The organism is Legionella hackeliae, from assembly GCF_000953655.1.
Taxonomy (GTDB): Bacteria; Pseudomonadota; Gammaproteobacteria; order Legionellales; family Legionellaceae; genus Tatlockia; species Tatlockia hackeliae.
Genome location: NZ_LN681225.1, coordinates 2,476,436 through 2,490,207 on the forward strand (window position 1 = coordinate 2,476,436; position 13,772 = coordinate 2,490,207).

Below are 13,772 nucleotides of genomic sequence, written 5' to 3' on the forward strand. Positions count from 1 at the left end.
ACATTCTATTGAATTGGCATAATTTAGATAAATAACTGCTCGTTTGATTAACTTTTTCTACCTCAAGTTATTCACAAGCTAGCTACGCGATAATTTATTGAGTGGCTCTCTCATCTAAAAGTTAAATTAATCCTTTTTATGCTGAGTGAAAAGTATGCCTTGGGTTTGTTGCTTATCCTCAAAAAACTTCACGAAAAATGTTTTTGATAACTGCGGGTTTATCTTGTTTATTCGAGTAAACTCCGCTGTATATCCGCATTTCTTATAAAAATCAGGAGCCTGAAAAGCGCTAGTTACCAGGTTAATATTATTAAATCCTTGCCCTTTAAATTGATCTTCAAGAGCTTGTAATAATTGACGTCCATACCCTTTGCCTCGATAAGCACTGTCGACCCATATATCATCAACATAGATCTCGGAAAATGCAGTAAAGGCATTGATTACACCGCAGACAGTATCGCCATTGGACAGTATGACAGAGAAGCGCTTGTAATTAACATCGATACCATGACTTGTTTCATAGGCTATAAACCCCTCGGTCATACGTTGTTCAAGTTCTTTGCTTAAACTGTCAACAAAGGTAATTTTTATATCTCTATTTTTCCTTTCGCCAGAAAAACGGCGATGAGTATCGAAACTTAGAATATAACGCTTCGATTGATGCCTATCGTAATCTACGGTTTTCAACGCTTCTGTATAATGGCCCGCTGTAAATGTTGAGACTACCCTACGCCAAAATGCTAATGCAGAAGTATTTTCAGGAATAACCGATATTTCCCAAACTCCCGGATATGTTTTCCATAATTCTTGAGCCACATGACTACCAATTCCTGCTCGCTGAAATTTGGCAAGGATAAAAAACTCTCCCATATTCCAATCCGTATGTAGCTGTGTCCCTTCTTTATTGAGGAGAGCAAAACCGGCTAATTCGTCTCCAACTTTAATTAAAAACGCCTGTCTTTTAGCATCCTCAAAATAAATTTTAAAATCATAGCTTTCATAAAGCCCATCCGATGGACAAGCCCATTCGTCATTCATAAAGCCACAGTATCGTGACATATCATAGACGTAAAATCGCGCCATATTTTGAATAGTGGGATAATCATCCAGAGTTGCTTTAAGAATTTGAAGTTGAGATACAACATCGCTAATAGCCACAAATTTTCCCCAACGAGATACTGCAGATTAATTTACAAATGATACGGATTGTTTTTTGCTGGGTCAAAGTCACTTACTCTTAAACCGGTTACTAATTTAATGAATCAATCTAATCCTATTTTTTTCGACCATGACTTGTTCGCGGGATCTAGAACAGAGCAATATCGCCAGATTCCTAGATAAAACGCGGGACATAGAAGTCAAAAGTTTTTTTATGCCTAGAGCCCTGATAATCCTCTGTTTTTTTGTATTTTTTTTATATAGAATCATCTAATTAATTAAAAGCCTCTCGCTTTTAGAGTATATGTTTCTCTATGGGAAGATTCATGATATCTGACCTTTTGGATTATGACGCACCAGATGCTTCACTTTGGCAAGGACGAAAAGACAGTTTGCCCGGCGAGCGTTTTTTTCAACGAATCAATTTTATTGATTTACGTTCTCAAACATTAAGTCCAGCGCAGCAAGATATTGCTATTCTTGGATTCTGTAGTGACGCAGGAATAAGACGTAATGAAGGACGCATTGGAGCAAAAGAAGGGCCATTAAAACTGCGCGAACAATTTGCCAAGCTTCCTTGTCATACTCTAAAACATCTATTTGATGTGGGTAATATCATTTGTAATGGTGATCAATTAGAGGTAGCTCAGCAACAGCTTGCAAAGCTTGTTGATTATCTTCAAAAGAAAAATTTTAAAACCATGGTTTTCGGGGGTGGCCATGAAATAGCTTGGGGACATTTTTACGGATTGACTTCCAAATACCCCAAACTAGGTATCATAAATTTTGATGCTCATTTTGATTTGCGGCCACTAATCAAAGAAAATTATGGGACATCTGGAACCCCTTTTCGTCAGATTTCCCAATATTGCATTCAAAATCAATTGCCTTTTAGCTACTGCTGCCTTGGTATTCAGGCATTGGGCAATACCAAGAGTCTTTTTATAGCCGCAGATGAACTCAATGTTTCTTATCTTACAGCTGAACAGATGCATACAGAAAGCATCGCTTGGCAATTGGCATTTCTTGATTCTTTTTTACTAAGCCACGATGCGATTTATTTAACAATATGCCTTGATGTATTTGCCGAGTGTTTTGCACCAGGCGTTAGTGCACCCCAGCCCATGGGTCTCACCCCTTGGCAAGCACTTCCCCTGTTGAAATACATCTTACAAACTGGCAAAGTTGTAAGTTTTGATATAGCGGAACTTTCACCTCCACTGGACAACGAGCAAAAAACTACACGTCTCGCTGCAAGTTTGGTGGCAGAACTACTGGATTACTATTAATGCAAGGAGTGTTTCAATGAACAAATCCATGCTGTATGCAGGATTAATGAGTATCTTATGCACATCAGGTTACGCGGAAAGTACTGATCAAATTCGTGATAATGTTGCGGCCGCAATTCAAGCGAATGCACAACTAGGTGCTGCAGCCACTCAGCGAGTTATGCTCCAACACGAACAGATGCTGGCTTCACAAACATCTGTGCCACCCGGCACTCCAGTACCTAATCCACAAGGCCCCGAGATTCCTGGTCCTCAAGGCCTACCTACCCCACAAAACACGCCTCCAACACCTACTCAGGTACAAACACCATCAACAAATACGTCTACCTCCCAAGGTACTACGACGACTCAAACTCAAAGCACAACGGGACAGACCACAACAACTGGTGTTAAACAAGAGCCAGCGAGCACACAAACACCGACAACAACAACTACAACTGTGACTCAGCCAACCGCCACTCAATCTCAAGGTTCTCTGGATTGTAATTATCATATTCCTGCATCAACGACCAATATTGATCAAGCAATGGTAATGAAATGGGCAGAAAAAGCCACTGCCCAATCATTTGATTTCGACTATACAACAATGGATACACAGCTCGCAGCCCTTAAAGCATGCTATACCGATTTAGGTTGGCAAGGCTTTAATGACGCATTGCAAAAGTCAGGCAACCTTAATGCGATAAAATCCCAGCAACTTATGGTAAATAGCATGATTAGTGGCCCAGGGCAAATTACAGAAGTTAAAGAAAATCAATGGAAAGTTACAATCCCTTTACAAGTGGTTTATCAGAATAATAAAGAAAAGTTAACACAACCACTTACCATTAATTTAGTCGTTGGTCGCAAAGTTTCCGGTGATTTGGGAATCATGCAAATGATTGCGATACCGCGCACTGCCACGACCACGACCACTCCCCAACCGACACCAACAAGTACTGGGCCTTCGTCGAACCCTGTTGCACAACCACAGTAATGTTGAGGATAACGGGATGCAAATCACTGAGATCTGCATCCCCTCTTAAGTAGAATAATTATGCGCTATCCATTGGCTGTAATTTTAAGTTTATCAAGCATTGGCAGTTACGCGAATGTCTTACAATATTTTGCAGGTATAAGCTACAGCAATCCTGCCGAACTGTTTAAAATAAAAAAAAATCAGTTAATCATAGGTGGCACTGGATTTTATGGCGATGTTCGATTCTCAGGAAGTGTTTTAAATTTAAACAGCTTTCAGTATGATAGCGGTGTCAGTTCTTCAAGACGTTTTAGTTTTTTGCCTTATGGACGTATTGCATCGCGTGTTGATGAAAAGTTTGTATGGGGTGTTGATGTTACTCAACCTTTCCACTCAAATTTAATATATGGTCTTAATTCTTTCACACGTTATGCAGTGACCGAAACTTTAATGACTGATGTCGATGTCAGCCCTCGATTTTCTTATAACATTGTTCCCAGGCTTAATTTTGGTGCCGGCTTAAATTTTAATTTCCTGAAAGACAATGAAACTAACTGGGCCTTGCCTACTGGTCCTACAAGTTATGCAATGTTCATTAATCGTACTTCGGGATTTGGTGTTGGTTATAATGCTGGCGTTTATTTTATAGCCAACCCCAGTAACTTTTTTGGCGCGACATATTATTCATCCATTAAGCAAAAGACTCGAGGAGAAAGTATTTTTAATGGCAACGTTAATACCAATCTAAGCTTTAACTTTAGTATGCCAGCTACAACCATCCTTACATATACTCATCTCTTTAATCAAAAATGGCTGGCAGGTTTCCAGACTTTTCGTTCTGAGTGGAATGCAAACCAATATGCTCGCATTAGAAATACCGCAGCTCCACCTCCTGCAGGTCCTAATTTTACATTTACTATGAAATATAGCGCGTCCTGGGCATACTCTGGATTTGTTCGCCAGCAATACAATGAAAACTTGGGATTGACATTGATAGGCCTTATTGACGATGGTCCGGAGCGAGATCATTTGCGTACGCTTAACTTTCCTTCCGACACTCAATATTTCTTAGGCTTAGCGAGCGATTATCAACTATCCAAACTTACAACCCTGGAGTTACTCTATGGTCATGTTTTCTCTAAAACGACAATTGGTAATTCAATAATTATTGGTGGTCAGCAATTGCCCTTTACCACAGGGCGAGTCCGCATTAACGCCGATGTATTTGAGCTTAGACTGAAGCTTCAAGCCTAACCCCAATAAATTTTCGCCAGAGCATCATCATGATGCTCAGATGTTTCAATGCAGTGAATTTTGAGTAGGTCTAGAGAGAATAATTGGCGGTTGTACCGGACTTATAGTTTTTAACTTTTTCATCCAGCCATTCATATTGGCCACCAAGATTTTTTTATTATAGGCATAGTCATGGCATGCACCTGGCAATTGTCGATAACGATATTTACCATTCCTTATTGTGGCTTGTCTAATGGACGCTTGCTCCAAAACAGGTATGTAATCAAATTGTCCTGTTATGTCAAACAAAGGAAAAGGTATTTTTTTAATTAAATCCACGATATTTTTGTTTTCGGGATAATCAAATGCAGAAATGAAAATCATACCATTGACTCGCTTGGATTGGAGTTTAGTAAAGTAGCTGACCGAGCTTTCCAATTGAGAACCATAATGGACTACGATCATTCGTTTATTATCTTTCTTGCGCAAAGAAGAGAGTGCTTCTGGTAATTGCTCAATCCAAGGTACTGTATTAATTTGCAAGCTAGTATTAAGCAATGCCACTGACCATCCATGCTTAACCAACTCTTTACTTAAATTATCCACCAGTTCTGAACCTTCATCGCTTTCGTCACCATTGATGATTACAACCGCTCCACGTTGTTTTTTTCCTTTATAAAGCAAGTAAGGTAAAGCAATTTTTTGCTGGTTAACAAGGATGTCTAAACTTGCCGCCTTCACCTCGGCAAAATTTAGAAAAAACAACAAACAAAAGCCAAGGAGTAGTTGCATAGCTCTTATCTCATTGTTTGAGGTTTGGTAATTTAAGCAATTTCCCTGCCCATTATGAGAGAAATTTGAAGATATACAAATGGAATGCATTACTAATAATGCTCAAACTAATAGTGCTCCCCAATAATGACGTGCCTCGGCTTGTCCGAGGCATCCAGTCTCTATGCAGGTATGGTATGAACTAGTCTGGATTACAGGCTAGCTAATTTTGATAGTTACTCAGAAAACTCTACATTTTCAGCATCGAGAAATGCTTTGGCATGTTCAGCCATAATTTTATGAGCAGGTGCTGTTGGATGCACAGGATCAAAAAACAGGAATCCCTCGCATACATCTGCTTCATTTTTTGGTTTAATTTGAGCAGCCATGTGAAGAACAGCACGGTGAGAGGGTTTATCTACCATTGCTTCGTAGCAGGTGTCCGTAATATTGTTAAACCCATATTTCTCAGGGTAAACCACTAAGTCATTGAGGGTTTGATTAACATCGAAAAGTAACCATTGGGCATCCGGATAACTCTGTTTGAGATTATTAATGCTTGCCAGTAATTGTTCATTATGCCGATTAGCCAGGTAGGATAATTTATCTTCCGACTCAAAAGCATGAGCAATCGGCGTTTTCCCTAAATCAGGCAGATTCACAATTAAAAAGTGTTTGGCACCTGCATTTGCCAAGCGCTGCAGCCCATTAGTAATACCTCGATTCACTTCAGCTACGGTTTTGTCCATCTCATCGGGAATACCGAGGTAATTATTTGCGCCTATCCAGATAACAAATAAACTATTTTCATCAGCCTTGTCTTGATGGGCAAGAAAATACGTATCTATTTCTTTTTTCAGAGTAAATAATACGTCATCTTCAGCATCTTCAGAAATACCTGCGCCACCAAATGCATAGTCAAAGAAATGACCCGCAGGATTGGGAAAATAAGAAGATGCCAAGTGCTCAACCCAAACAGGGCCATTAGTAAACCGTCCTTTATAATAGGGGGGAGATTGAGGTATCTTTTGTTTCATGTATTCGTAGAGATTACCGTTATCCGATAAACTATCACCAAATACAACTATATTATTTACAGATTTCGCAGCAACCAATCCTGAAAAAAGAAGGATAACAAGGGTAAATAAGGTTTTCATCTGCCACCTAATCAGTTGATTTTCCATGGAAAAATGTCAGATTATATAGAGAAACGAGTAAATGATCAATTTTTTCTACAAGGAGCTCCCTGTAAGGGCAGTAGGCAATAAAGATTAACATTTATGCAATTTTCTGTGGCTTGAACTTTCATTTAAAAGGAATTTTATGACGCCATTCGAACGAAAATTTTTTATTACTTTCTATAAAAACTTAGCTGAAATTTTAAAAAATCCAGAGCGTTTGCTCAAAGCGCAAATTAATTTTCAACAAAGGGATAGTAATCAAGACCGTTATCGCTGTCTATCTTTGGGACTTGGTGAATGGCACCGTGACAATGCGCTTAAATTTAGTGCAGCAGTTGCGGAGGCTATAATAGAAACTAACTACTCCTTTTTTCACTGTACCGAGACGCAATTAAAATTAATCCAGACTTATGCTGATAAATTAAAGCAAGAAGTGATTCCTCAATTAGTCAAAACGGTAGCTACAGATAATCCCTTAGCACAGCTTCTAGCGAAAATAGAACAAGAATTGAGTCAACTCATACTGGAAGAGAACTCTCTTTTTAAAAATCCATATGTCTTATTTGGAGGTGTTGTAGTTACTGCAGCGATTGCCGCAGTAACTTTAAGTATGGCTAAACCCTAAATTAGGCATTCCCTAATGAAGTGAGTTTGAGTTGACGTCCACAAACCCAGGCGCTATTTAAGTCTTGAAAGGCTTTTTTCGTCATACCTTGTGGCAAGCGTACAGTAGAATGGTCTTCATGAATTTTCAGACCCGTGATATAACGGCTTTCTAATCCAGCCTCATTGGCAATAGCACCAACGATATTACCTGGCTTCACCCCATGCACACGACCTACATCCAAACGAAATAGCTCTTGTGGATAATCATCACGAAATTGCTTTTTTCGCCTTTCCGGTTTGTTTCCAGCACGATTGGATTTGAAGTCTCTGTCTCTGTCTCTTTCATAATGACGAGGCTCTTTTGCTGCCTGAACAGGTTTGGGCAATTCAGATTTCCAAGGCTTATCCTGGTTAAGGAGAAGTGCCAAAGCCGCGGCAACATCCACTGCAGACGTTTGATTAGTTTTAAGAAATTCCTCAATAATATGCTTATAAGAGGGTAAATTTTCATGCTCCAAACGCGCGGCGATACTTGCCATAAAGCGCTCTCGCTTGGCGGTTTGAATCATGTAATCATTCGGAACAATAATTTTCTCAATACGCTGGCGTGTATGACGCTCGATGGTATTGAGTATGCGACCTTCTTTGGGAGTTACAAATAAAACGGTTACCCCACTACGCCCCGCACGTCCCGTCCGTCCAATACGATGAACGTAGGTTTCACAGTCATAAGGGACATCATAATTGATCACATGAGTAACACGTTCCACGTCTAATCCACGAGCAGCAACATCAGTAGCTACCAAGATATCGATGCTACCCTGTCTAAATTGTGCAATGATCTTTTCTCGTAAAGCCTGGGTTATATCCCCATGAATTGCCATCGCGCGATGACCTTGCTGTTGTAACTGTTGAGCCACGTCCTCCGTACTGCTCTTGGTACGAACAAAAACAATAACCCCCTGGTAATCTTCAACAGCCAAAACTCTTAATAATGCATCAGGCTTTTGCGCCATTGATGCAAAAAGAAACCGTTGTTCAATTGCTTTTACCGTAGCCGTTTCTGCACGAATTTCCACAGAAGCCGGATTATTTAAATAACTATTGGCTATTTTGCGAATCGGTGCTGGCATTGTTGCTGAAAATAAAGCAATTTGCTTCTCAAGAGGTAATTTAGCAAGAATTGTTTCGACATCTTCGATAAAGCCCATACGCAACATCTCATCGGCTTCATCAAGTACGAAAGTCGTTAAATTGCCGAGTTGCAAGGTGCCGCGATCGATATGATCCAATATACGTCCGGGGGTTCCAACCACAACTTGAGCACCGTCGCGTAATTGCTTTAATTGGCGTCGATAATCCTGTCCACCGCAAAGAACAGCAACAGTGACGTGGTGAAGATGAGTGCTTAATAATTCAAATTGCTCGGCAACCTGAATGGCTAACTCGCGTGTCGGTGCCAAAATCAACGCTTGAGTAGCCTGCGATTTAACAGACAAACGTTGTAGAATAGGTAAAGCAAAAGCTGCAGTTTTACCTGTTCCTGTCTGGGCTTGAGCAATCAAATCTCTTCCTTGCAAAATCAAAGGAATCGTCTGTGCTTGAACTGGTGATGGTGTTTTAAACTTCAAGTCCTCAAGCGCTTTTAATAGCGCATCGGATAAATTGAGGTCAGTAAAGTTTAATGATTCTTGAGTCATAGAAAAATCCAAAAAAATGTAAAATGCAATGTATTAAATTAATGCAAAAAATTGGCGCAGTATAATAACAAAATAAACAAGGTGATGCACGAAATTATTCTTCTTCAATTAGTTGCGGCTATGGTTTTAGCTCTCTCAAGCAATGACTGATAGACAATTAGTAATTGCACATTATAAATCCTCAAAGAAAATTATTCAACCTTTTTGTAAAATTTTAGCTCAATTATTGTATATAATTTACATAGAGGATTTTCTTACATAGCTATCTTCAGGATGTACAGTAACTAATGACAGAGCATGTAACCAAACGGCCAATTGTCGTTGTCCGTAATGCCAAAATTAGCGATATTCAAGTATTCGCGAGTTAGTTGCTCGGGCCTATTCTGACCACGATATGGATACTTATACGCCTGATGCACTACGTGGACAAATTCATCACTTTCCCAAAGGTCAATTTGTTGTCGAATACGAGGAACAAATTGTGGGTTATTGTGCAACATTTAAAATTAGCGGAGATATTGCACTACAACCTCATACTTGGAACGAAATAACCGAGGGAGGTTATGCTTCGCGTCATGACCCTAATGGTGATTTCCTCTACGGCATGTAAGTTTGTGTTCATCCCGAATACCGCGGATTACGTATTGGCAACAGACTATATACTGCTCGCAAGAAGTTATGTCAAGTTGAAGGCTTAAAAGGCATTGTTTTTGGTGGTGGCATCCCTCGTTATCATAAGCAACACAAAAAATTTCCTAATGTGAATGATTATGTTAGCGCGGTTATCAATAAAGAAGTCAGAGATCCCGTCTTATCCTTTCAATTAGTAATGATTTCCAATTGATAGGTATACTGCCGAATTATATCCCTTTTGATAGGCAATCGCTGGGCTATGCCGCCCATTTAGTTTGGTATACCCCTATTGCTATGGTAACAGAACAAGTGGGCTCAAAAGCACCTGAACAGATGGTTGATAAAATTCGGTTAAGTGTTGTGCAATATATGCAGCGTCGGGTAGAGTCTTTTGAGGAATTTACCCAACGGAATATTTTATTGATGTTGTTGCTGATTATTATGCAGATTTCGTTCTTTTCCCTGAATTGTTTACCATGCAATTGCTTTAGATTCAGAATGTCAATTTAACCCCTGAAGAGTCTATCTTACAACTCACTGAATATACCGAACCTTTTTTAGAGCTCATGTCGTCTCTAGCTGTTAAATATAAAATCAATATTGTTGGTGGTACTCATCCGACCAAGGTCGACGGCGTTATTTACAATATGGCTTATGTTTTTTTAAGTAGACACTGAACTTTATCACTTATTTCCTAATGCATTGATTTTATTGAAAATATTTAAAACGGCTTAGTTCCTTGCGGCTTAACAATCATTTTGTACTTCTACGCCTCATATTAAAAATTTTTATAACAAATTGTCTATTTTACCTGTTTGTTTCTGTGTATTATTCCCGCCAAATTTGTATTTATTTTAATAAAAGGAGAGTTTTAAAATGCATCTTGTTAATGATGTTTTGCGTACAAAGAATATGATTGAGTTATTGCAGGCGATGGGTATTAATTTGGAAGGTACCGAAATGGTTTGCAATAATGAGCGTGTCATTTTTAATCCAGAGACTGTAAAAGATGGCGAGATCCTAGGTTCAGCCTTGCAAAAGCTCCTGCAAAAAGATACAAAAAAGCCTCCCTTTAAACGAGTAACCCTTGCGAATTTAATTGCTGAAGATATTGCTGTGGCTACCTCTTCTGATAATGCAACAGCTGAAACACACAAAAAATCCTGTTTAGCGATACTTGGTGTTCTAGAAACGATAGGATTGGAAGAGACTCTCGATAAAGAGCAAGAATATTTTGAAATCAAATTTCCATCGCCTGTTTATGCCCCACTATTTAGTTCTCTCACTTACAAATATATAAGCATTCAAGATGAAAAAATAATATTCAATATCAAAGAGTACTTAAAGGACCATAAAGAAGAGCTTATTTTAATTGACAGTAAAAAACCTTACTTATTTGCTCACTCAGAGTCATTTGAAAGTAAAAAGATTTTTTATGCAGAAAAAAAGGTGAGCGATGATACAGTTGAAGTAACACCCTTTTTTTTCGTACCTTCCTCACTTACTCCACCTGTTTATCATTTTAATTTAGATACAAGTGATAGTATGGGTACAACTGATAGCATGGAAGGTACCCGACTGAAAACATTAAAGCGTAGCGTTATCCAATTCGCTAAAGCCTTGTTTGAATTTCAACCCGATGCCGTCATTAATCTCAGTCAATTCAATGATACGACTAAAAATGTAGGCGTATACCGCAAAAAAGATATCGACCAGCTGTGTGATGATGTTAATAAACTCCGGGCAACCGGACTAACATGCCTTTATGACACTACTCTGAAACTCCTATCTTATCTCGCAAAATCCAATCAACACAATAATGTTTTATTATTTACTGATGGAGAGAATACTGTAGGAAAATCAGAAGAGCAAATTGAAGCGTTGAAGCTGGCGATTTCATCATTAAAAAAAGGATCCCCTTTGCCTTTAGCTCGGAATAAAGTTTGTGTTGTCAGTTACGATGTGAATCAACCAGATATCATGCATGAAGTTGCTGAATTATTTCATTCCTCAATTGTTAAAACTCAAACGGTTGATTTTACTAATGCCCTTTCCAAGGGTGAATTACAGACACTGGCAGCAGTTAGAGAGTTGTTGACCTGCCGTATAGGGGTGGTTGGTAATTCAAACTCAAACATGCAGCTAGAAGAATATGTCCTATCTTGTGATATGTCTGGACAATTTACTCCATTGGAACCAAAATTATGTAAAAATAATGAATCGTTAAGTGTAACGATTATCGATGGCAATGGTAAAACGCTGCTTGAGGACAATAAGTCACTCGCCGAAAAACCAGTAGAAACAGTTTTGCCAGGTAGTGCAAAAGTTGCAACTCAAATTGGTGTCTTTTCGTACACTGATACTAAACCTAAACAAACAGATGTTACTTATCAATATAACATCTAAGTTTTTAATTACAGTGCAAAGGAGTGGTAAATATCACTCCTTTTTGACATCTCTGCTTCTCGAATCGCTATATCGTTCATAAATCATCTAATTTATTGAAAATAATAATAATTTACTTTATAACCTGAAATCCCCCTTAATACATTAAAAGGATTTAACAATAGAATGAATCACTCTGGATACCTTATTAATTTCTTTTCCTGGCTAGTTTTATTCTTGTTTTCTGTAGCAACGTTCTCTCATGGGGTCATCGAAAGTCCCGCCTCTCGAGAACAATTTTGCGGTGTTGAAAGCAAGCCTGACGAAATTTTTAAAGAAAAAATGACTCACGAAAAATGTCGACCGATCATGACGAAGGGTGACGGTACCATGGACAACAGTGTTTATAATTTCATGGCAGTATTAACCCACACGATTGGCCGTTCAAATAAACCTTTGGATCAATTACCTGCTCATGTTTGTGGATTTGGCTCTGAGTCATGGGGTGGTGGTAAAACACCGTGGGACAAAGCAATTGACTGGCCGACTAACTTATTAAGCTCAGGTTCACAAAAATTCATATGGAATATTTCGTGGGGAAATCATTTTGGTGATACAGAAGAGTTTGTTTACTGGATTACAAAACCCGATTTTCAATATGACCCGAATAAAGAGTTAAGTTGGAATGATTTTGAACCAAGTCCGTTTTGTAAACTCAACTACAACGATCAAACTCCAAACGCCAATCCCAATGTCACTCCTGATAAAACAAACAATCGTTTTATAACGACCTGTACAGTTCCAGCGCGTAATAACAGAGCTGTAATCTATGGGGAGTGGGGACGAAATAGTCACACCTATGAACGATTCCATTCATGCATTGACGTCGTATTCTCAGATGAAAATCCTATCCCTGCCATCAAGGCTGTTATTAAACCATTACCTAGTCAAGTAAGTGGAGCTGCAGAGGTAGAGCTAGATGGAACAGAATCTGAAGGAGCGAATTTAAGCTACTCATGGTCTCTTAATGCTCAAGACTTAACCGCTTATCAGTTAACAGATAGTCAAAACTCTAAAGCCCGTTTAACAATCAGTAATGTGAGTGCTCAACAAACTGTTACGGTGAATCTTGAAGTCAAGCAAGGCGATGCCGCTAGTCGTACAAGCATCCAATTCACTCACATGCCAGCAGTAACTGCAACTTGGAAAATTGTAGGAACAGTCACTTCCACAAATACTTTAAATGCGGGAGATAAGTTACAACTGCGTCTGATTGATAGTGTTGGACAAGATTATCTACTTCCTCAAAATCCACTTGTATTAACTGAGGAAACAGCAAAAGCCGAAAATTGGGCTTTTGCCTTAGCGCAGGTGGTTAATTCAGGTAACCAGTATTCAGCCAAGATAGGTGTTTTAGGTTCTGACAATCAAAGCATTGAACCCGTTAAGTCATCGACTGAGAATAAAATTTATGTTCCTGTTCAAAGTGAAATTACAAACTCTTTCATTAAAATTGAAAAGCAGGATAACCCAGTCACTACCTGCCAATCATTACGCAAACAAGGTTCGAATAGCTACTGGTTAGGCTACGATGTTTATGCTGACAGTACCCCTATCGTTTTGAACTTCAATGAAACAGGTATTGATTTAACAAAAATTATCATTGAACACGGGGTCTTTAGCAATATTAGCGTTTTAGACAAGGACAAATTACTGATTAATACCAAACCAGATTGGGTTTCGAAAACAATCCCAGGATATTTAGGCTTTTATGGCCCGAATTATGGTAGTTATGAGCCATTTAATTCCACAGTCAGTGCGAACTGTAGAATAGGTCCTCTGTTTAAGCAGTAATTCA

Annotated in this window: 11 protein-coding genes; 7 read left to right on the plus strand and 4 right to left on the minus strand. The window is 38.9% G+C overall.

Going from position 1 to position 13,772, the window contains the following annotated elements; all coding sequences use genetic code 11:
* Positions 1-126 precede the first annotated feature (126 nt).
* A complete protein-coding gene (locus tag LHA_RS10950; RefSeq protein WP_045106581.1) occupies positions 127-1,158 on the minus strand; it encodes a GNAT family N-acetyltransferase in 1,032 nt (343 codons plus the stop codon).
* 326 nt (positions 1,159-1,484) lie between these two features.
* Between LHA_RS10950 and hutG the strand changes: the two genes are divergently transcribed.
* From hutG to LHA_RS10965, 3 genes are read left to right on the plus strand one after another with little or no spacing between them, the layout of a single operon-like run.
* Positions 1,485-2,447, plus strand: a complete 963-nt coding sequence (hutG, locus tag LHA_RS10955) for a formimidoylglutamase (RefSeq protein ID WP_045106582.1) — start codon at positions 1,485-1,487, stop codon at positions 2,445-2,447.
* A gap of 16 nt (positions 2,448-2,463) precedes the next feature.
* Positions 2,464-3,423: a DotI/IcmL family type IV secretion protein gene (locus LHA_RS16975; RefSeq protein WP_052673690.1), complete on the plus strand. Its 960-nt coding sequence runs from the start codon at positions 2,464-2,466 to the stop codon at positions 3,421-3,423.
* Positions 3,424-3,483: 60 nt separating this feature from the next.
* Positions 3,484-4,659, plus strand: coding sequence for an OmpP1/FadL family transporter (locus LHA_RS10965; RefSeq protein WP_045106583.1), 1,176 nt, complete (start codon positions 3,484-3,486; stop codon positions 4,657-4,659).
* A 45-nt stretch (positions 4,660-4,704) separates the two neighbouring features.
* Here LHA_RS10965 and LHA_RS10970 read toward each other — a convergent pair whose 3' ends face one another.
* Positions 4,705-5,430, minus strand: a complete 726-nt coding sequence (locus LHA_RS10970) for a type 1 periplasmic-binding domain-containing protein (protein WP_052673691.1) — start codon at positions 5,428-5,430, stop codon at positions 4,705-4,707.
* A gap of 215 nt (positions 5,431-5,645) precedes the next feature.
* Positions 5,646-6,566: a GDSL family lysophospholipase PlaA gene (gene plaA / locus LHA_RS10975; protein WP_045106584.1), complete on the minus strand. Its 921-nt coding sequence runs from the start codon at positions 6,564-6,566 to the stop codon at positions 5,646-5,648.
* Between the two features lie 166 nt (positions 6,567-6,732).
* Between plaA and LHA_RS10980 the strand changes: the two genes are divergently transcribed.
* Positions 6,733-7,215: a hypothetical protein gene (locus LHA_RS10980; RefSeq protein WP_045106585.1), complete on the plus strand. Its 483-nt coding sequence runs from the start codon at positions 6,733-6,735 to the stop codon at positions 7,213-7,215.
* Position 7,216: 1 nt separating this feature from the next.
* Here LHA_RS10980 and LHA_RS10985 read toward each other — a convergent pair whose 3' ends face one another.
* Positions 7,217-8,896: a DEAD/DEAH box helicase gene (locus tag LHA_RS10985; protein ID WP_045106586.1), complete on the minus strand. Its 1,680-nt coding sequence runs from the start codon at positions 8,894-8,896 to the stop codon at positions 7,217-7,219.
* A gap of 394 nt (positions 8,897-9,290) precedes the next feature.
* On the opposite strand from LHA_RS10985, the gene LHA_RS16135 reads away from it, so the two are divergent.
* From LHA_RS16135 to LHA_RS16145, 3 genes are all read left to right on the plus strand, one after another.
* Positions 9,291-9,506, plus strand: coding sequence for a hypothetical protein (locus LHA_RS16135; RefSeq protein WP_052673692.1), 216 nt, complete (start codon positions 9,291-9,293; stop codon positions 9,504-9,506).
* A gap of 899 nt (positions 9,507-10,405) precedes the next feature.
* Positions 10,406-11,935, plus strand: a complete 1,530-nt coding sequence (locus tag LHA_RS10995) for a VWA domain-containing protein (protein ID WP_045106587.1) — start codon at positions 10,406-10,408, stop codon at positions 11,933-11,935.
* 165 nt (positions 11,936-12,100) lie between these two features.
* A complete protein-coding gene (locus LHA_RS16145; RefSeq protein WP_052673694.1) occupies positions 12,101-13,768 on the plus strand; it encodes a lytic polysaccharide monooxygenase in 1,668 nt (555 codons plus the stop codon).
* The last annotated feature ends 4 nt before the right edge of the window (positions 13,769-13,772 follow it).